Here is a 19633-nt window from a genome sequence, read left to right on the forward strand (position 1 = left end):
GACCATCTTTTTTTATAGATTTTTAATGCTTTATAAGGACATCTATTAGTCAGAACTATTAAGAGTTCTCCCTTGTTGTTCCGTGAAGCTGCTAAATTAACTTCTAGCCCTAAAACCGTATACTGTCCCTTTAGCACCTTTTTTTTACCTTGTTTTAGTTTGGCAAATAAGTCTTTAAGAGAAATTGTATAATGATGATTTCTTCTAACAACCTGAGTGTCTTTTTTTATCCGAATGTATATAGGAATATTTGCCTGAAGTAAAAACTTGAACCATTCTTCTCCTATGAATTCTCTATCTGCTGTTAGAGATTTGATTTCTATTTCATTTATGACTTTTTTTAAAAGTTCTATACGATCTGCCGTTTTTGAATTCCCTGCTCTTCCTAATGAAATCCAGACAAGGGGAATAGCTACTCCTTTAACATTAACACCTAATGTAAGAATATTTATGTGCTTCTTACCAAACTTCCAATCGGTTCTATCTAAAGATAAATCGTTTTTTTTATTTTTAAGACCTAAAACCATTATCACAAATTTCATGGTCAAATAAGTATAATTATTTACGGAAATAAGCCATTTAAAAAATCTTTGTAGACGTTTATAATTGGATGATATTTTTGCCTCACTATATAAAACGGTTGAAAGATCTGATAAATTTACTGTTCTTACTACGAATAGTCCTATTAATACATTCGTTAATACAGTTAATCTAGACTTGTTCCAATCAAAATGTTCTGCTAAAATATTTTTCAGTTCGCAAATATGTTTCATAATACCTCTTAGAGTGATTTCCAGAAGTATTATGCCAGATCTCTGGTCATATTTGCGGGCTATTCTTTTTATCTGCTCCTAAAAAATTGTCCTGTACAGAGGTCGGGCTCTACAGTTTTTTAACAGGGATATTTTATGCGCAAAATTTCTCTGAGGTTGATCAAGACAACATGAGACACTTGGTTCAAGGAGTCCCTATGGGCCTGGATGATAGGAAGAGAGCCTTAGATGATTTTGCGGCAGAGTTAAAAGCTTGTTCTATCATAAACTTTTATATAGCCTGTGATAGATCTTTATCTCGATTAGAGATCAATGGAAGAGTCTGGGTTAGGAGTTTTTCTAGAGCAGGAAAAAGTGTCGGAGAAGTAAGCGTAAGCATAATAGAAGGTGCCGGAGGAGGAATCATGTACGTAATACAAGGTGCTGGAAAAGGAACTATGTACTTAGGAAAAACTGCCGGAGGAGGGTTTATGTGCTTAGGAGGAACTGTCGGAAAAGGATTTGAAGATACCGGAAAAGGGCTTGTACGCATAAAGAATTGGGTCGCAACCACTTTGGGAGGAATCGATATGGAAGATGTGAACCATCGAATGAAAAAAGTGAACTGTGGGCTGAAAACTGCTCATGAAATTGCAAAGAGCGCCCAGAAGCTTCAAGGAGCATGGGGAACACTTAACGGAGCCTCTGCCCCTCAGGGTAGTTCAACTCAAAATACACAAGCTCAAAACCATCCAAAAATGGATAGAATATAGGTGAGCACATTATACACTGTTACAACACTATAAGGAGTTTGCCATGTCTTTACCTATTCCAAGCTCCGGAGCATCTTCAGCAGGATCTTCTCGAGGAGTTTTTCAAAGCGATGAAGTGCTGGCTCATCCTAGTGCTAGCTCTGCTATTTGCCAAAGAGTCGACCGAGTATTTACAGCAACTCAATTAGGCTTGTTGCCCCTTGGAGAGAAGAGATCTGAAGCCTTGGTCAATTATCCTACGACTTTAGCGGGTGGCATCGCAAATCTCTGTGTGGCAGGAGGGATAGATCATGACTTCACCCCTGCTGAAGAACGAGACTTCAAGGGCACTATGCGTGCTATTCAACACCCCGTAAAGAATAAGATTACAAAAAATGGTGATGGTACTGATACGATTGAATTTAGGCCAAAACATGGTTTAGCAGACCTTCAGGGTCTTGAAAGCTCTTTAGAAGTCATAGGGAAATTTGCCGGCGGCTTTGTTTCTGTTGAACAGAGAGGCTCTCTTAATAAAAAAGAATTCAGCTATTCCTCTATAGTTCTAGAAAATTATCAGGACCTAGCAACTCAACGCTATAAACAGCTTTGGGAAGACCGTTATCCTGAGAACTTAGAAGATTATGAAGTCCCTGAGAATGGTCATCCTAACTCCACCCTATCTTGGGTTGAAAAAAGCAAGACCGTTGATGAGCTCGAGAGGGAATTGTCTTATCAAAAACGATTTTTTCTAAGAGTGATTAATATTATGAACAATAAGCAGAGAGAGTCTGATAGGGCGATCCCTTTTGATCCTGCTTTTAAACGTATTTTTATTCTGTCTAATAAAGATCTTAGAGACAACAAAGTGGCTCTTTTTATCCCAGCTTGTTTAACTGCTATTTTTTTTGAATACAAAATAAAGACAGTACCTTCACACCAGGTAAAAGCTGATATCGAAGAAATAGATGCTATGCCCACTTGGAAGATACGTGAAATCTGTAAGAAAATTAAAACTAGTTTAAAAGATGATCCCATCAAAATGGTAGATCTTCATCAGATTTCCCATCTTTTAGAGAAATTAGGAGCCTATGCTTCTTCTTCTGCACTTGTAGAAAGAGAATATACAATTGATAAAGAAGAGCGTCATTGTACAGCGATCGTTTTAAGGAATTATCAGGATCTAGTAGATGAGAGGTATAGCCAAATAGTTAAGAAGAGCAGTCTGTCGGATAACTTACCGCATGAACCTCCTAAATGCAATCATCCTATGTCTTTCCTATGCAGAAAAAGAGAGTTGCCTGACACGATATTAAACAATCAAAAAAACCTTATAGAAAGAGCCGTGCAAGAGCTGCATAATACTGAGGGGAAACCTTTTGATCCTCTTTTTGAGCGCATTTATATACCGACAGACCAAGAGCGTTTAGACAATGGAGTTTCTATCTCTAATATAGCTCAAACAGACACGATTCTTTTTGTGTATGCAAAGCAGCAAAATAAGAATGCCTCACAACGTACAGTAAAGGAAGTATGTAAGGCGATTAAGGAAATGGCAGAAGTTGAAAAAATAGAAATTCCTATTGCAGAAACAAGCCTAATACGTACAGCAGCTGAGGCTAGTCTTCCTTTGATTAGAGGAACAGGTCAAGCGCTCCGTTTTTTTTTATCAGGGCGGCGGAGGCCTTAAAAAGTATTTCCCACTTTTTTACTCGGGGAATTAGAGCAATTTGGCAATTGCTTTGGAATAACCCAAGGCCTAAATAATAAAGCAGAAATTAAATGGATAAACTTTAGCTCACTCGAATCAAGGCGAGCTCTACTTACATAGTATTTAATTTATTTATAACAAGCTTTTGTATTAAGGATAATAGTACCACTTATTCGTCGACTTCTAAATCTTTCTCTAAATGTTTTTTGTGTAATGTGAATAAGTCAAATAGGTATTGACCTGCTCCCCAAAAGTTGATCCATGCTAAAATGGACGCCTTTAAATAAGGAGCAAGAAGCCAATGAAGAACAGCCGATTTACTGAGGAACAAATCATCCAGATACTTAAAGAAGGAGAAGGAGGATCTATAGCAGATATTTTGAGGCGTTATAATATTGCAAAAGGAACGTATTATGCATGGCGTTCAAAATACTCTGGACTAGAACTACCTGAAATTAAAAGGCTAAAAAAGCTAGAAGAAGAGAACAGAAAATTAAAACAACTACTAGCGGAAGCACAACTTGATATAGTAGCCTTAAAGGATATTGTATCAAAAAAGTGGTAGGCTCACAAGCTAGGAATAGTGCTGTGAGCCATGTATACTCACAGCATAAAATAAGTGAAAGGCGAGCTTGTGAGCTTATACATGTGTCAAGATCCAGTTATCGTTACAAAAAAGTTACAAGCAAAAATGAAGAGATAAAGAGTAAATTAAAAGAAATTGCCTATGAGAGGAAAAGGTTTGGCTATAGACGTTTACACATTTTGCTGAGAAGAACTGGATATAAAATAAACCATAAAAAGACCTATCGCCTTTACAAGGAGAGCCATTTAAAATTGAGAAAAACCAGTAAAAAGAAACGCTATAGAAATAACGAAAAAAGGCCCTCGATACTACCCATGAGGGCGAATCAAAAATGGGCAATGGATTTTATGACAGATAATCTTACAACAGGTAAAAAGCTAAGGGTTTTTAACGTAGTTGATGTGTTTAGCAGAGAGTGTCCCGTTATAGAAATAGGAACTTCAATGCCTTCATCAAAAGTGATAGAAATATTAGATAATTTAGCTTTGGAAAGAGGACTTCCAGAGACACTTAAAGTTGATAACGGGCCTGAGTATACTTCAGAAGCTATTCGTAAATGGGCAAATGAGAAAGGAATCAACCTGGAGTATATTCCTCCGGGAAGACCAATGGAAAATGGGCACATTGAGAGCTTTAACGGAAAATTTCGAGAAGAGTGTTTAAACCAAAATGCCTTCAAAAATATGTCAGAAGCAAAAAAGATTGTTGAAGAATGGAGGGTTGATTATAACGAACTTCGTCCTCACAGTGCTTTAGGATATAAAACACCTATTGAATTTTTAAGGGAGCAAGTTTGTTAATGTGTTTGATAAAGAAATTTCTAATTTATCGAAATTATGAAGAATAAATTTAAAAACTAATAATTAGTCCATTTTAAAATGGGCGAAATTTGGGGGCAGGTCAATTAGGGATGAAACCTTTTCCTATGTAAAGTACAGAATCATGAAAAAACTTCATATTTCCACCTCCAGGCATCATTCCAATCTCGATTGTTATCGGAACACCTTGATTGGAAATTTTACAATTTAAAAGACCAAAAGACATATATTCTCCATTGTTTTTAACTCGAACAAGAAGAAAAACTTCTTGGCCATAAAGTTCTTTATTTGTTTTTTGAGTAACCTCTGCATTCTCTTCACTAAATAGCTTTGCAACTTGCTCTTTTGTAACTAAATAGGCATGTACCTCGATATTTTTCGCATATTTTTTATTAGAAAGATAAAGATGAGAAAATAAATCTAATCCATCAGCTCTCGCAACATTACAAAAGAAGCAAATACAGAACAGAAACAGAACACTTTTCCAAAGTCGTATCATAAAAAACCCTCATTTTTAGAAACCCACATGCAACTTTTTTCTAACCCTACATTGTATATAGGCTCTTCCATTTATAAATAATGATAGGGAGTGTGTTATCGTTGGGATCAATACCTCCATCTATATGAATAACACAATCATGAAACGAATTATCAGCATGTAATGTATCTATATCAATTGATATGGGAACACCGCGATTTGGAATTTTGCAATTTAAGATTCCAAATGCTGCATTTTCTCCTTTGTTCCTACATCTTATAAGAAGAAAAATTCCCTTTTTACTATAATTGTAAAGCTCCTTGTTTGTCTTTTGAATAACCTCTGCATTCTCTTCACTAAATAGCTTTGCAACTTGATCCTTCGTGATTAAATAAGTATGTACTTCGATATTTTTTGCATATTTTTTATTAGAAAGATAAAGGTGAGAAAATAAATCTAATCCATCAGCTCTCGCAGCATTACAAAAAAAACAAATACACAACAGAAACAGAACACCTTTCCAAACTCGTGTCATAAAATCCTCATTTTTAGAATCCAATATTTAACTCAGTAGGCATATTATTCTTAAAACTCCTTGCGACTTCAAGTCGATGAATGATACCGAAATTAAACTTTCTTAATAAATAAAAAATTTTATAAAGATCTTTTAAATCTTTAGTGAAACAAGTTAAGGAGAAAAAACTTAGAAAAGTTAGCATCGTAAGGTAATGATCTTTTAATTCATTAAAATTTTTCTATACCAGAACAAGCCCTCTCAAAGTTAAGGCTTTTACTTCCCTATGAATCGTCAAAGTGCTTTCTAAGACTTACTCTTGTACAGAAGCTCTTTTATTTTTTTAGGGTTTTTTATTTGAAATTTCTTGCAGAAAAAATTCAAGACATAAAACTAGCTCATCAAGGAATGGGTTATTGGATGGAAAATCCAGAACAAAGACTCCATCCAGAAGGACATGAATATTATTGGCTAGGAGGAAAATGGAGCACGCATGAAGAAGATGAAGGAAGCGATGTATACTTACTAGAAAAAGGATACGTCACAGCCGTTCCTATTCATGTCAATCATTTAACAGATAAAGCATTGCTTTTAGAAAGAAAATAACCTTTTGAGCATTTTGTGAATTCTAAACCAACTCTCACCGAGCTTTAACTTGTTTTTTTGCAATGTGTCTTTCCAACGCACCTAAACGCAGAAAAGCCTGTTTCTGCGTTCTTTCTACAATTTCTCTTCCACCCTCTATCTCATAAAGTCTTTTTAATTCCTCTTTTAAAGCTATACTATAAAAAGAAGGATAAAACTCTTTGGCTTCTAAACTATTTTGTTGAAATTTACGAGCTGCTATCATTAAATCGACTAAATCTTCAAAATGCTGCCTTAAAATAGGTTGAGCTTGTATCAATTGCTGACGATCTTGAATACATTTCAATGTATTAAGCATTTTTCGACAATGAGCATCCCCTTCTAGTTGAAAATCTTCATAGGAACTGGGATTACAACCCACTAAGATAAGAACAATAAATAATTTTTTCATGCAAAAGCGTTAAGTTATGCTGGTTATATATTATACATCATTTCAAAGAAATAGGGCGCTCAAATTCATCATATTGGATCTCTCTAACTGAACCATTTGGCAAGATGATTTTAATCAAATTGCCAAATGAATTATATTCATAGAAGCTCCTATTCCCCATAGCGTCGATTACTTCGATTAAATGGTCATTTTCATCATATACAAAATTCGATGTTAATCCAAAAGGATCGGTTTTTGATAAAACATTTCCTTTTCGGTCATAAGAGTAGCTTATTTCTCCAAAACTTGTACCTTGATGATCATATTCTATTGATATGATCTGTCCGTTAAAGGGCAGCAAGATCAAAAGTCACTTGCATTAAGCATAAAATAACGGTTTTACAAATGTTTTATACGTAATATATACTTTGCAATGATTATGCATGTGTTGTTACGAAAACCAATTAAAGCGTACTTGAATTAGAGCACTAGAATTTTTCTACCTTTTTTTGATCCTAAATTACTCTTGAGCGCAATTTTTTAAGATTTCTTATAGTTTTTTTTTACTTTATGTTAAAATACTTGTTTGTTATACTACAACATCTTTTAACCCTATTAAATCTAAAATTTGGAGTTTTTATGTCATCACCGGTAGGAAATACAGCAATTGTAACAAGAAACAATGCAATCTTAAGAGCTTTGCAAGAACAAGCACATCAGGCTGCTCATATACAATCTGCTCCAGTTAAAGACGCTTTAAAAACCCAAGTAGCGGCTTGTATTGAAAAATGTCTTTCGACTAATGATCAAAGCAAGGATATCAGCAAGCAAGCTGTAAACTCATCAATTGATACGTGTGTTGATTTAACAACTAAAAAGGTTGTTGGTGCTGTATTTAATTACTTAAAGCCTTCTTCAGGATCCTAGATTTATCTCTAAATAAAAGCAAAAAATACTATTTTTTATGAACCCAGTTGGCACATATAATTTACCTTCATTTCCTATCCATCGAGAAAAAGAAATTATTTATCAGTGGAATGTCAATGATTGCGTGGTCTATTTAATGAAAAAACAAGATGCTCTAGGGAATCCTTTCCTAGAGTATAAAACAATGAACAAAGACAAAGAAGAGATCTATACAGGCTGCATTGAAATTCCAGCATCTGAAAGCATAGAGGAAACTATTTCTTACATCAAAACATGCAAAGCCATAGTAGATGAAAATGGGATTGCAAATTTTTTACAAAATTTCCATACCTGGAAAAATGCCAATAGAGACTCTGCTTTGGAACCTCAAGAGTCGCTACCTTTTGAGGGTAGGTTTGTCAATTGTTTTTCTAATTATCACAAATGGAAATATGACCCTACTGTAAGGGTTAGTCTGACTCTTGGAATTGAAGGTTTGGTTTGGAATGTCTTCCAAAGAATCACCAAAGAATGTTCTTTCCATCACTTTCAAGAAGCCACCATTCCCTCCCTAAGATGTCATCCGGAAACAATTGCTCTGATTGAAAAAATAAAAAAAGAGGGTTTGAGCAATCCATCTCTTTTGTACCGTTTAATCAGTGATTTTAAAGTAAGGGTGATTAGTCCTAATAATCTATTAAAAGAGCATGAAGCACTAGTTACATCTTATAAGGAACTTATGCTTCCTGAATTAAAAAAGTCTGAGGCTGTAGATCTAACATCAATACTTGGGGTTGGGCCTGCTGCTGTTTATGCAGCAAAAAGTGTAATTGGCGCTGGAGCAACGGCTGTAAAGGATTTTTTTGGCGGTGGTGTCTTTGGATCTCTTGCTGCAGGAACTACAGTAGTTTATACAGGAGCTCTTACTTTTAGTTGCAGCGCAATAGCAGCTCTTACTATTGGTGGGTATTTTTTCACAAAGATAAGTATAGAGTCTTATTTAGAAAAAACTGCATTATTCGAAAAAAAGAAAGAACTATTATCTCCACAAATTCACAAACCTTTATTGATTGAAATTGAACCAATCAGTCTCCCAAGTGTAATTGATGAGAGAGTGCGTGTTAGTAAATTTACTTGGGCTGTGACGCTGGTTACACACACGGGTTCGGAAGGAAATCACGCAAGAATTATCATAGAGGGAATCAATGATGGGTTTTATGATGAAGAGGCTCCTCAGATTGGTACAGCTAAGAAAGTAGAAATTGGTGAAAAATTTATACATTTAGCTGATTATTCTCCCCAGATACAATCCGGTCTTTTCTCCCCAGATGCTTTGGAGTATGAGACAAGAACAGAAATATGGATGAGATCCAGCGATAAGGTAAAAAAAATGTTAGAGGCTATTAAAAAAGAACAATATTTTCCAGCCTATCGACGTCCATTTAATTTCTATGGAAAAAATTCCAAATTTTATCAATTCACTCCTTGGGGAAAAAAATGGCGTATATTTTCTGGTAAAGTCGGAGATAATTGCTTTACATGGGCTCGAGATAAATTAAAAATGATAAACATCGATCTTGGAGAAGGATACACAGACCTTGTAGTAGCTATGGCAAAAAACTACACTAGAGACAAGGAAGAATACAAAACTCTGCCTATTCAAGAAATGATCTAACCTAAAAAATAAAAAGGTAATTATATGTCTATTCCTATCACTCGTCTTGAAAAATGGAGTTATCAAAAGGAACATGAAATCTTTAGTGTCTTATACAAAACTACAGGAAAAACAACATGGATTAGAATCCCTGCACTGATTGCAACTGAAAAATGTACTTTAATAAGAACTGCTGCCCTAGCTGGCACTATTGCGAGATTAGCGTTTAATGGTCTTAGACTTACCCTTAATCCTTACCAATCCTCAGATCAGAGGCAGCACGGGTGGATCCTTCTTAAGAATGTTCGTTATAAAGCTTTGGATTTAATTGGAGATATTCTATTTGGGATAGTCATAGGTCCCATTTGGATCTCTATTGACTCAAAATTTTACATACTGTTATTTGCAGAACGGGCAAAAGTAGACTGGATTCATGCTGAAGCAGGAACAATTGATACTAAAGCACATGACCAGGCTTTAGAAGCTACTTTTTCAGAAGCTAAACATGGTCAAGAAAAGTGGAAAAACCAACCAGCGAATAACACTTGATCAACTAACAGCAGAATTAATACATCGATAAAGGATTTTTTTGGTGGGGATATCTTTGGATCTCTTGCTGCAGGAACTACAGTAGTTTATACAGGAGCTCTTACTTTTAGTTGCAGCGCAATAGCAGCTCTTACTATTGGTGGGTATTTTTTCACAAAGATAAGTATAGAGTCTTATTTAGAAAAAACTGCATTATTCGAAAAAAAGAAAGAACTATTATCTCCACAAATTCACAAACCTTTATTGATTGAAATTGAACCAATCAGTCTCCCAAGTGTAATTGATGAGAGAGTGCGTGTTAGTAAATTTACTTGGGCTGTGACGCTGGTTACACACACGGGTTCGGAAGGAAATCACGCAAGAATTATCATAGAGGGAATCAATGATGGGTTTTATGATGAAGAGGCTCCTCAGATTGGTACAGCTAAGAAAGTAGAAATTGGTGAAAAATTTATACATTTAGCTGATTATTCTCCCCAGATACAATCCGGTCTTTTCTCCCCAGATGCTTTGGAGTATGAGACAAGAACAGAAATATGGATGAGATCCAGCGATAAGGTAAAAAAAATGTTAGAGGCTATTAAAAAAGAACAATATTTTCCAGCCTATCGACGTCCATTTAATTTCTATGGAAAAAATTCCAAATTTTATCAATTCAAGCCTTTGGACAAAGAATGGCGTATATTTTCTGGTAAAGTCGGAGATAATTGCTTTACATGGGCTCGAGATAAATTAAAAATGATAAACATCGATCTTGGAGAAGGATACACAGACCTTGTAGTAGCTATGGCAAAAAACTACACTAGAGACAAGGAAGAATACAAAACTCTGCCTATTCAAGAAATGATCTAACCTAAAAAATAAAAAGGTAATTATATGTCTATTCCTATCACTCGTCTTGAAAAATGGAGTTATCAAAAGGAACATGAAATCTTTAGTGTCTTATACAAAACTACAGGAAAAACAGCATGGATTAGAATCCCTGCACTGATTGCAACTGAAAAATGTACTTTAATAAGAACTGCTGCCCTAGCTGGCACTATTGCGAGATTAGCGTTTAATGGTCTTAGACTTACCCTTAATCCTTACCAATCCTCAGATCAGAGGCAACACGGGTGGATCCTTCTTAAGAATGTTCGTTATAAAGGTTCGTGTTTAATTGGAGGTATTCTATTTGGAATTGTCATAGGTCCCATTTGGATCGCTATTGATCCAGCATTTTATATATTGAAGACTACAGCACAGACAGCAGTAAACCAGACTTATGCCAAATTGGATAAAATCGGCTCTGAAACACATGAAAAAGATTCAGAAGCTAGTTTTTCAGAAGCTAAACATGGTCAAGAAAAGTGGAAAAACCAACCAGCGAATAACACTTGATCAACTAACAGCAGAATTGATACATCGATAAAGGATTTTTTTGAATTTATTGAAGTTTTTTATAACAGGCAAAGAAGCCACTCGAAATTAGGGTATCTATCACCTTGTGAATTTGAAAAAATGTATTTTGAAAAACAACATCTGTATTCTTAGTGTCTACAAAAGGGTTGCAATATCAGGTCTATGAAAAATCAAGAAAAACATAACCGTGAGTTTAAAATAAACACTGTAAAGCTACGTCGAGAAAGCCGTAAGTCTATGAGAGAAATCGCTCATGATTTAGGTGTTGTAGATTCAATGGGTCATAACAACATATAATTTACAGAAGCTCTTTTATTTTTTAAGGTTTTTTATTTGAAAATTTCTTGTAGAAAAACCCTTATGTGTTTAAACTACGTACTTTGTTGCTTGGGGCGCATAGCTCAGTTGGTAGAGCTCCTGTCTTACACACAGGTGGTCATAGGTTCGAGTCCTGTTGCGCCCAAGACCTACCACATTTGCGGGAGTAGCTCAACTGGTTAGAGCGCCGCCCTGTCACGGCGGAGGTTGCGGGTTCAAGTCCCGTCTCTCGCGTTTGTAAAATATCAGTGGTTATAAATCTTGCTTAAATCGTATTTTAAAGCAAAAAAATCCTGTAGATATTATGAGCAAACCTTCTTTTAAAATTACCAAGCATCATATACTTAGTTTTCTTTGGATAACTATAGGAGCGCTTTTAGCTGCTGTTTCCGTAAGAATATTTCTGATCCCTAATCAGTTAATCGACGGTGGAATTGTAGGTATTGCTCTAATCTTTGGGCGTTTATATGGTGACGGATATCTATCTTTTATTCTAATCGCTTTAAATCTACCTTTTATCTATCTGGCATATAAATATATCCGTAGATCTTTTGTAATACACATGCTAGTTGCCGTATTACTATTTGCAGGATTTTTAAGTGTTTTACGCCAATCCCCTCCTTTTATAGCAGACTCTTTAGAAATTATTGTATTTGGCGGTGCTATTTTAGGGGTTGGAGTGGGACTCATTATTCGCCATGGAGGATGCTTAGATGGCACGGAAATCCTAGCGATTATTATTAATCGCAAGAAGGGATTTACAGTGGGACAGGTTGTTCTATTTGTAAACGTATTTATCTTCGGCGCTTATGGATTGATTTTTCAAGACTGGCACATTGCTCTGCAGTCCTTAATGACCTATATTGTTGCTTTCAAAATGATGGACCTGGTGATTGTAGGCCTTGATGAAATAAAATCTGTGCTTATTATGTCCTCAAAATCTAAAGAGCTTTCCCACGCCATTATTAATGAGTTAGGCCTTGGTTTAACAATCATGCATGGCAAGGGAGGTTTTTCTGGAGATGCTAAAGAGATTATTTTTGTAATAGTTGAACGCTTAGACCTTGCTGAGCTAAAAGAAATTGTCTTAAGAGAAGATCCTAGTGCTTTTATGGCCATTGAAGATCTACATGAAGTGGTATATGGAAAAAAAACCAATGCTCCTTATAAAAAACGCTCTCGTTTTAAGTCTATACCCTAGCTAATTTCACATTCTCTTTTTGTACAAGCTTATTTAAATACTTACCGTAATCTGTACCTACAAAAAGCGATGCTGCTTTTTGTAATTGATCTAGATCAATAAAACCCATTTGATAGGCAATCTCTTCTAGACAAGCAACATAAATCCCTTGTCTTTCTTGGATTGTTTTTACATATAAAGAAGCTTGCTGAAGCGCATCATGGGTTCCTGTATCTAACCATGCAAAACCACGCTCGAATAATTTCACCCGTAGTTGCTTTTTTCTTAAGTAAAACTTATTTAGATCGGTAATCTCATATTCCCCTCTTCTAGATGGTTTTAGCTGTTTAGCAATAGAGACTACTTGATGATCATAATAATAAAGACCTGTAACTGCAAAGTTGGACTTGGGATGAAGAGGTTTTTCTACGATATCAACTATTTCTTGGTTTATATCAAATTCTAATACTCCATAACGATGGGGATCTTTTACCTCATAGCCGAAAATAGTAGCTCCTTCCATAAAAGAAGAAGACTCTTTTAGCAACTGAGGAAGCTGATGGCCATAGAAAATATTATCTCCTAAAATTAAGGCTACATTCTCTTGATTGATAAAAGACTCTCCTATTAAAAAAGCTTGAGCAATCCCCTCTGGTTTTTCTTGTAGTGCATAAGAAATAGAAATTCCTAAATCTGAACCATCTTTAAAAAGCTGTTGAAAATGCGGTCTATCTTCTAATCTAGAAATAAGTAAAATCTCTCTAATGCCAGATAGCATGAGAGCAGCTAAAGGGTAATAAATCATAGGCTTATCAAATACAGGTAAGAGCTGTTTACACACACCGATTGTAACAGGATAGAGTCTAGTGCCTTTACCCCCTGCAAGAATAATCCCTTTCATTTAAAATCCTTTTCTAAAAATCTGAAATTGCTTGTAAATCTTTTAAAAGATAAACATCTTTTAATCCTCGATAGTGTTCTTTGTAATCAAATCCACAACCTACAATAAATCCATCTTCTTCTTCTATGTTAAATAGAACATAATCAGGTCGATAATCTATATCTCGAGGAATATTTCTAGAAACTAAAACTAGTGATTTTAAAGATTTTGGATTTTTTTTAGCAAGCGCTTGATACACTTGGGAAAGTGTATTACCAGAGTCAAAAATGTCATCAACAAGAAGCACATTTTTAGATTCTAGATTTAGAGCCTCTACCCCTTTTATCTCTAAACCCCCTCTATATTCTCCTTTCATTCCATAACTACTTGTTTGCATATATTCAATAGTACAAGGAAAAGAAATCGCTCGAATTAAATCAACAGCTAAACAAAGAGCTCCTTTCATAACCATCACAAGAACAATTTCTTCGCTTTTATAATCAAAAGCTAATTGCTTAGCTACTTGGTTAATTCTCTCTTTTACCTCTTCATAAGTAATAAATGGGTCTACTTCTACAGAAGAATATACCGACATGGGTGGATTTTCTATGTTGGCAAAAGCTTTTTGTGAAAGACTAACCGATGTAAATAATAAAACCCCTACAATAAATCTATTCATATCCCTCTCCTATACATATTTGGTATCACTGTTATAAAGTAAACATATTTTTATAATCAAGTTGATAAATGATTTATTAGGAAATATTTAAGGGCCTTTATTGAAGGCTTGAAGTTGTCTCTTTAAAAAGGTAGATTCCTTTTAATCCACGATAGTATTCTTTGTAATCCAAGCCATAACCCACCACAAATCGGTTTTCTATAGAGAATAATAGGTAATCGGGTTGATACTCTAAATCAGAGACATTTTTAGAAAGCAGAACCAATGATTTTAAAGATTTGGGCTTTTTTTCAGCAAGCGCTTGATGTACTTGAAAGAGCGTATTGCCAGAATCAAAAATATCATCAACAAGAAGTACGTTCTTAGAGAATAGATCTAGGGCTTCTATTCCCTTTATTTGCAGGTTCCCTCTGATTTTCCCACGAGCTCCATAGCTGCTTGCTTGAATGCTTTCTACTACACAAGGCAAAGAAATAGCTCTTATTAAGTCAGCAACTAAACAAATAGCACCTTTCATGATCATAACAATCACAATTTCTTGATCCTTGTAATCAGCTTCTAGTTGGAGCGCTATTTTAGCAATCTTATCCTGAATTTCATCCATAGAGATAAGTAGATCTAATTCTAAAGTGGAATATATAGACATCTATTCTTTAGGTTTAGTAAAATTACATCCTTCTGCAATTAGCAGATCAATATAATCGATGAAATACTCGTTATTTAAAAAACATTTATCTTCTAACATAAATAAGTGGAAGGCAATTGTAGAATCTATCCCACCAATATGAAACTCCCTTAAAGCTCTTTTGGCAACTGCAATTGCTTCTTTGCGGTCTTTCCCTTTTACAATTAATTTAGCAATCATTGAATCGTAATAGGGTGAAATCCGATAGCCAGAGTAACAAGCGCTATCTACACGCACATGAGGACCTACAGGAGGAATATAATATTCTAATACTCCAGGGCAAGGCGTAAAATGATTTGCAGGTTTTTCTGCATTAATTCGGCATTGAATAACATGCCCATCAAAACAAATATCCTTTTGCTTGATTTTCAATTTTTCACCCATTGCTACTTTAATCTGCTCTTTGACTAAGTCAATACCTGTTAACTCTTCTGTAATGGTATGCTCCACTTGAATACGCGTATTTACTTCCATAAAGTAGAAATTTTTATTTTCATCTAGTAAAAACTCAACTGTTCCTACGGAATAATAATGAGCAGCCTTAACAATTTCAATGGCAGCTTCTCCCATTTTTTTACGTAAAGAAGGGCTTAATAAAGGAGAAGGAGCTTCTTCGATTAATTTTTGTCTTCTTCTCTGAACAGTGCAGTCCCTTTCTCCTAAATGTACATAATTTCCATATTTATCTCCTAAGATCTGTATCTCAATATGGCGAGGATTTACAATCATTTTTTCTAGATAAACATCTGAGTTATTAAAAATGGTTTCAGCTTCCGTTTTTGCGGCAGAGAACTGTCTTACAAATTCTTCAACTGTATGAGCGATACGAATCCCTTTACCACCACCACCAGCAGATGCTTTAATAAATATAGGAAACCCTATTTGCTTAGCTTCTTTTAATGCCTCTTTTACATCTGAAATTACACCTTTTGAACCTGGTATTACAGGACACTTAACGCTTTTTGCAGTGGCTTTTGCCTGAGCTTTATCTCCTAAAAGAGCGATTGTTTGAGCAGAAGGCCCAATAAAGTTTACTCCACAGCTTTCACAAATAGAGGCAAAATTCGCATTTTCACTTAGGAAACCATATCCTGGATGAATGGCATCTGCCCCTGTTACTTCACATGCAGATAAAATATTGGGTATTTTGAGATAGGATTTTAAGAGAGGCGGCTCTCCTATACAGATTGCTTCATCTGCATGTAACACATGCAGCGCTTCTGCATCTGCCTGAGAATATACAGCAACTGTTTGTAGACCTAAGTCATGACATGCTTGAATAATCCGTACAGCAATTTCACCTCGATTAGCAATTAAGACTTTCTGCATATTCCACACACTTAAAAAAAGAAGATTGATTATACAATGCGGAACATTTTAGTTCCAAATTCTACGGGATGTCCGTTTTCTACAAGAATTTCTGCAATTTTGCCGCTTTTTCCTGCTTTTACTTCATTCATAACCTTCATTGCTTCAATAATACAGAGAACCGTATCCTCTTGAACCATATCTCCTACTTTGACAAACGGTTCATCGTCTGGTGAAGCAGAATGATAAATCGTACCTACTAAAGGAGCTGTAATATGTTGCCCTGGTTTTTCTTCTTTTACAAGAGGAGAAAGTTTTTCTGATGAGTGTACGGAAGGAGAATGGAAAAAAGTCTGCTCTTTGTTGTGCTGTGCAGATGGGGAACCAATAGACGACATATTAGAGTCAGTTTGTGTTTCTAGCTGTAGCTCATCTCCTTCTCTTTTTTTAATGATCAGTTTTTGAATACCTGCTTTTCGCATAGCGGTCATCAAATCTTTAATTTCCTTCAAATCCACTCTTATGCCTCCTTAAACCCTCTGAATGTATTCATTTGTTTGTGTATCTATCTTTATAATATCTCCAGATTCGATAAAAACAGGCACTTCAATTTTAGCTCCAGTTTCTAATAAAGCTATTTTCGTAGAATTAGTCATTTTTAATGCCGATTCCATTTCTTCTGTTTTAAGTACAACAAGTTCTAAAAACTGGGGTAGTTCAATAGAAAAAACAGCATCGCCATAAAATATGGCTTTTAAGGAGGTCCCTTCTTTCAAATAATTTACTTTATTGCCAATAATCTGAGAGGGAACTAAGACCTGTTCTAAATTTCCTATATCAAGGAACAAATAATTTTCTTTTTCTAGATATAGGTATTCTAGAGATCGCTCAAGAGGAGCAGCATCTGCTACTGTTTGATTGAGTTTAAAATTTTTCTCCAATACCTCTTCTGTCAAAAGATCTTTAAGCGTTGTTTTAACAAAAGGATTATCTTTAGCAACGGTTACCTTAACACAGGACTCTACTTTATACATTTTACCGTCAATAGAAAGAATCATTCCGGGAGAAATTTGATTGCCTGTTATCATAGTTTTTTCCATATTTTCAAAATGAAAATGTTAGTTTAAAATCATTTATCTTAACTCTTTTAAGTCGCTTAACTCTACTAAGCTCGAAATGCGATAAGTGATTTTAGCTTTAGATGTTTTTTCTTTAGTGCTTAAGCCTCTTCCACATAATACATGTATTGTCTTGCAATTTAATTGTATTGCTGGCTCAAGATCCACAGAGATTCGATCCCCGCAAACCATCACTTGCTCTGGGCTATACTTAAATTCTGCTAAAAGCTTTTCGTAATGAGGCTTTTTATTTTTATCTTCAGATACAATGATCTTACTAAAAAGAATTGGATCAATACCAGCTTTTTCTAATTTTTGCCTTTGCAAAGAATCTTTTCCTATTGTTACCAAACATAAACTATGTTTTTTTTTCTTTAATAAATGCAGGGTTTCAACAGCTAATTCTAAGGGAAGAATAGGCATATCTAATGTAAACTCAGTGAGTTGTTCTTTGCCAATAAGGATAAATTTAAAATCCTCATGCATACTAACAACAAATTCTTTTAAAGCTTCTTCTGCATTTGAAGCTTGCTTATTCAGCTCTCTTAAAAGAAAGAGAGCTTGATAGAAGTTATGCGCTTTAAAACCTTTATTTACCATTGCATGCAAGCTACGTTCCAGCAATATATGTGTAATACAATCAGATGTCTTAACTAGTGTATCATCAAGATCAAAGATAATTAACAATTTTTATCAACTCTTGGGCTAATTTTTTAGAATCATGACGAATAAGGCTTCTTTTTAACAAATCTTTTTTAGGAACTTCTTTTGGACCCCCCAAAAGAGGAGAAGCTATGATTCGATCTCCTTTTAAATCATTTTCTACAATTTGACCTTCATCGGAATAGACCTCTATTAATTCCTGAGGAGGGGGCTCATTATTAACCAAAATATAATCAAAAATATCTTTCCCAATAAAACGAACAATTTCTTCTAAATAATTGCTGACTTTAAACCCGGTAGTTTGCCCTTTGCGGTTCATTAAGTTCACCACAAATGCTTTTTTTGCTGTGGAAGCGCGAAGAGCTGCGCTTAGTCCTTCAACAAGCAAGTTAGGAATTAAAGAGGTATGTAGCCCTCCTGGGCCTAAAACAATCACATCGGCATTCATAATTTCATCAATTGCATGTGGATTTGCCTTAGGAAATGGTTCTAGATAAATACTTTTATACCCTTGATCAATCTCATGAGAAAGATATACTTCCCTTTCTCCTTCTAGTAATTTTCGATTGCTTAAGAGCATTTTTAAACGCACCTGATGGGTGGTAACAGGAATAACTTTACCTTTGATAAATAAAATTTTACCCATTTCTTCTACAGCTTTTTCAAAACTGCCTGTTACTTTCTCTAATGCTGAAAGAAGAAGATTTCCAAAACTATGCCCTTCTAAACCTCCGTTCTCAAAACGATAATTCATTAAAGAGCGCATCATATTGGAAGAGTTTGAAAGAGCAATCAAACATTGCCTGACATCTCCAGGAGGTAATACTCCTAGTTCATCTCGCAAAATTCCTGTGCTTCCTCCATCATCAGCCATAGAAACAATAGCACTTAAATCAACAGGATAATCTTTTAAACCTCTTAAAACGGTAAAATTACCTGTTCCACCACCGATTATAACTACTTTTTTCATAAGAACTACTTAAGAGTTTTCAAAATAGTGATTGCTTGGGCCATATTTGGTGCACTATAAATGTAGCTTCCTGATACTAAGACATTCGCTCCTGCTTCTACACATTTGCGAGCTGTCTGATCATTTATTCCCCCATCTACTTGGATGGCAAGAGATAACTTCATCTGTTTACAAATATCACGTGCAAATTGAATTTTTTCTAGTACCTCAGGCATGAATTTCTGTCCGCCACGCCCTGGATTTACTGTCATTAAAAGAAGTAAATCACATTTATCCAAAAACTTAATCATCATAGATGGGCTTGTCTCTGGACAAAAAGCTAAGCCAGCTTCGATCCCGCATTTTTGAATAAATTGAAGGGTTTCTTCTACGTCTTCGGTTGCTTCAAAGTGAAAAGTAATGCGGTCAGCACCAGCTTTTACAAACTGCTCCACGTAATCGTAAGGGTTATACATCATCAAATGCACATCTAGAAAAAGGTTTGTTGCGCGGTTAATTGCTGCAACAGCTTTAGGTCCCAAACTTAAATTAGAAACAAAGTGTCCATCCATAATATCGATATGCAATGCATCTGCACCACATTCTTCTGCTTTTTTAGCCTCTAAAGCCAAATTGCCAAAATCAGCGGAAAGAATAGAAGGGATAACTTGGATCAAAGAGCGTTTCATAGATTAAAACTCGTTTTTAAGTAGAAATTTT

Annotated in this window: 26 protein-coding genes, 2 tRNA genes and 1 pseudogene; 15 read left to right on the plus strand and 14 right to left on the minus strand. The window is 35.2% G+C overall.

What is annotated here, in order from left to right; translation table 11 throughout:
- The coding region (locus tag RHTP_RS02665) for a transposase (RefSeq protein ID WP_138106587.1) at window positions 1-773 on the minus strand (773 nt) is incomplete at its 3' end.
- A gap of 170 nt (window positions 774-943) precedes the next feature.
- Between RHTP_RS02665 and RHTP_RS02670 the strand changes: the two genes are divergently transcribed.
- From RHTP_RS02670 to RHTP_RS02685, 4 genes are all read left to right on the plus strand, one after another.
- Entirely contained in the window at window positions 944-1525 is a 582-nt protein-coding gene (locus tag RHTP_RS02670) for a hypothetical protein (RefSeq protein WP_138106588.1), read from the plus strand.
- Window positions 1526-1568: 43 nt separating this feature from the next.
- Window positions 1569-3191: a hypothetical protein gene (locus RHTP_RS02675; protein ID WP_138106589.1), complete on the plus strand. Its 1623-nt coding sequence runs from the start codon at window positions 1569-1571 to the stop codon at window positions 3189-3191.
- Window positions 3192-3513: 322 nt separating this feature from the next.
- Window positions 3514-3777 (plus strand): transposase, encoded by a 264-nt coding sequence (locus RHTP_RS02680; RefSeq protein ID WP_138106590.1) that lies wholly within the window; start codon window positions 3514-3516, stop codon window positions 3775-3777.
- Between the two features lie 23 nt (window positions 3778-3800).
- On the plus strand, window positions 3801-4598 hold the full coding sequence (locus RHTP_RS02685; protein WP_171005712.1) for an IS3 family transposase: 798 nt from the start codon (window positions 3801-3803) through the stop codon (window positions 4596-4598).
- A gap of 100 nt (window positions 4599-4698) precedes the next feature.
- Here the strand turns inward: RHTP_RS02685 and RHTP_RS02690 are convergent, their stop codons facing one another.
- Both RHTP_RS02690 and RHTP_RS02695 read right to left on the minus strand, forming a co-directional pair.
- On the minus strand, window positions 4699-5115 hold the full coding sequence (locus tag RHTP_RS02690; protein ID WP_138106592.1) for a hypothetical protein: 417 nt from the start codon (window positions 5113-5115) through the stop codon (window positions 4699-4701).
- 46 nt (window positions 5116-5161) lie between these two features.
- Window positions 5162-5629: a hypothetical protein gene (locus RHTP_RS02695; RefSeq protein ID WP_138106593.1), complete on the minus strand. Its 468-nt coding sequence runs from the start codon at window positions 5627-5629 to the stop codon at window positions 5162-5164.
- A gap of 336 nt (window positions 5630-5965) precedes the next feature.
- On the opposite strand from RHTP_RS02695, the gene RHTP_RS02700 reads away from it, so the two are divergent.
- Window positions 5966-6214, plus strand: a complete 249-nt coding sequence (locus tag RHTP_RS02700; RefSeq protein WP_138106594.1) for a SurE domain-containing protein — start codon at window positions 5966-5968, stop codon at window positions 6212-6214.
- Between the two features lie 34 nt (window positions 6215-6248).
- Here the strand turns inward: RHTP_RS02700 and RHTP_RS02705 are convergent, their stop codons facing one another.
- Window positions 6249-6644: a hypothetical protein gene (locus tag RHTP_RS02705; RefSeq protein WP_138106595.1), complete on the minus strand. Its 396-nt coding sequence runs from the start codon at window positions 6642-6644 to the stop codon at window positions 6249-6251.
- A 37-nt stretch (window positions 6645-6681) separates the two neighbouring features.
- Entirely contained in the window at window positions 6682-6984 is a 303-nt protein-coding gene (locus RHTP_RS02710) for an RHS repeat domain-containing protein (RefSeq protein ID WP_171005713.1), read from the minus strand.
- A gap of 278 nt (window positions 6985-7262) precedes the next feature.
- Between RHTP_RS02710 and RHTP_RS02715 the strand changes: the two genes are divergently transcribed.
- The 10 genes and pseudogenes from RHTP_RS02715 to RHTP_RS02755 all read left to right on the plus strand — a co-directional run bounded on the left by RHTP_RS02715 (window position 7263) and on the right by RHTP_RS02755 (window position 12652).
- The gene (locus RHTP_RS02715; RefSeq protein ID WP_138106597.1) at window positions 7263-7550 is read left to right on the plus strand and encodes a hypothetical protein; all 288 of its coding nucleotides are present in this window, start codon (window positions 7263-7265) and stop codon (window positions 7548-7550) included.
- Between the two features lie 37 nt (window positions 7551-7587).
- On the plus strand, window positions 7588-9204 hold the full coding sequence (locus RHTP_RS02720) for a hypothetical protein (protein WP_138106598.1): 1617 nt from the start codon (window positions 7588-7590) through the stop codon (window positions 9202-9204).
- Window positions 9205-9228: 24 nt separating this feature from the next.
- Complete coding sequence (locus tag RHTP_RS02725; RefSeq protein WP_138106599.1) at window positions 9229-9732, plus strand: hypothetical protein; 504 nt, start codon at window positions 9229-9231, stop codon at window positions 9730-9732.
- A 243-nt stretch (window positions 9733-9975) separates the two neighbouring features.
- On the plus strand, window positions 9976-10584 hold the full coding sequence (locus RHTP_RS02730; protein ID WP_138106600.1) for a hypothetical protein: 609 nt from the start codon (window positions 9976-9978) through the stop codon (window positions 10582-10584).
- 24 nt (window positions 10585-10608) lie between these two features.
- On the plus strand, window positions 10609-11112 hold the full coding sequence (locus RHTP_RS02735) for a hypothetical protein (RefSeq protein ID WP_138106601.1): 504 nt from the start codon (window positions 10609-10611) through the stop codon (window positions 11110-11112).
- A gap of 39 nt (window positions 11113-11151) precedes the next feature.
- Window positions 11152-11265, plus strand: a pseudogene (locus tag RHTP_RS02740) (IS3 family transposase); the annotation flags it as partial.
- Between the two features lie 30 nt (window positions 11266-11295).
- On the plus strand, window positions 11296-11430 hold the full coding sequence (locus RHTP_RS09040; RefSeq protein WP_256360125.1) for a hypothetical protein: 135 nt from the start codon (window positions 11296-11298) through the stop codon (window positions 11428-11430).
- A 93-nt stretch (window positions 11431-11523) separates the two neighbouring features.
- Window positions 11524-11596 (plus strand) — tRNA-Val (locus RHTP_RS02745).
- A gap of 15 nt (window positions 11597-11611) precedes the next feature.
- Window positions 11612-11685, plus strand: a tRNA-Asp gene (locus RHTP_RS02750).
- Window positions 11686-11755: 70 nt separating this feature from the next.
- Window positions 11756-12652, plus strand: coding sequence for a YitT family protein (locus tag RHTP_RS02755; RefSeq protein WP_138106602.1), 897 nt, complete (start codon window positions 11756-11758; stop codon window positions 12650-12652).
- Here RHTP_RS02755 and rfbA read toward each other — a convergent pair.
- The 9 genes from rfbA to rpe form a co-directional block, all read right to left on the minus strand.
- Window positions 12642-13532, minus strand: a complete 891-nt coding sequence (rfbA, locus tag RHTP_RS02760; RefSeq protein ID WP_138106603.1) for a glucose-1-phosphate thymidylyltransferase RfbA — start codon at window positions 13530-13532, stop codon at window positions 12642-12644. The genes RHTP_RS02755 and rfbA overlap by 11 nt on opposite strands.
- 13 nt (window positions 13533-13545) lie before the next feature.
- The gene (locus tag RHTP_RS02765; RefSeq protein WP_138106604.1) at window positions 13546-14190 is read right to left on the minus strand and encodes a phosphoribosyltransferase; all 645 of its coding nucleotides are present in this window, start codon (window positions 14188-14190) and stop codon (window positions 13546-13548) included.
- Between the two features lie 97 nt (window positions 14191-14287).
- Entirely contained in the window at window positions 14288-14836 is a 549-nt protein-coding gene (locus tag RHTP_RS02770; protein ID WP_138106605.1) for a phosphoribosyltransferase, read from the minus strand.
- The gene (gene accC / locus RHTP_RS02775; RefSeq protein WP_138106606.1) at window positions 14837-16204 is read right to left on the minus strand and encodes an acetyl-CoA carboxylase biotin carboxylase subunit; all 1368 of its coding nucleotides are present in this window, start codon (window positions 16202-16204) and stop codon (window positions 14837-14839) included. It abuts the gene before it with no gap.
- 29 nt (window positions 16205-16233) lie between these two features.
- Window positions 16234-16701 (minus strand): acetyl-CoA carboxylase biotin carboxyl carrier protein, encoded by a 468-nt coding sequence (gene accB / locus RHTP_RS02780; protein ID WP_138106607.1) that lies wholly within the window; start codon window positions 16699-16701, stop codon window positions 16234-16236.
- Window positions 16702-16713: 12 nt separating this feature from the next.
- Entirely contained in the window at window positions 16714-17271 is a 558-nt protein-coding gene (locus RHTP_RS02785) for an elongation factor P (RefSeq protein ID WP_138106608.1), read from the minus strand.
- A 45-nt stretch (window positions 17272-17316) separates the two neighbouring features.
- On the minus strand, window positions 17317-17988 hold the full coding sequence (locus RHTP_RS02790; protein WP_138106609.1) for an HAD family hydrolase: 672 nt from the start codon (window positions 17986-17988) through the stop codon (window positions 17317-17319).
- A complete protein-coding gene (locus tag RHTP_RS02795; protein ID WP_138106610.1) occupies window positions 17972-18934 on the minus strand; it encodes a gluconeogenesis factor YvcK family protein in 963 nt (320 codons plus the stop codon). The genes RHTP_RS02790 and RHTP_RS02795 overlap by 17 nt, the downstream gene beginning before the upstream one ends.
- 5 nt (window positions 18935-18939) lie before the next feature.
- Window positions 18940-19602, minus strand: coding sequence for a ribulose-phosphate 3-epimerase (gene rpe / locus RHTP_RS02800; protein ID WP_138106611.1), 663 nt, complete (start codon window positions 19600-19602; stop codon window positions 18940-18942).
- Window positions 19603-19633 lie beyond the last annotated feature (31 nt).

This window comes from Candidatus Rhabdochlamydia sp. T3358 (assembly GCF_901000775.1).
Taxonomy (GTDB): Bacteria; Chlamydiota; Chlamydiia; order Chlamydiales; family Rhabdochlamydiaceae; genus Rhabdochlamydia.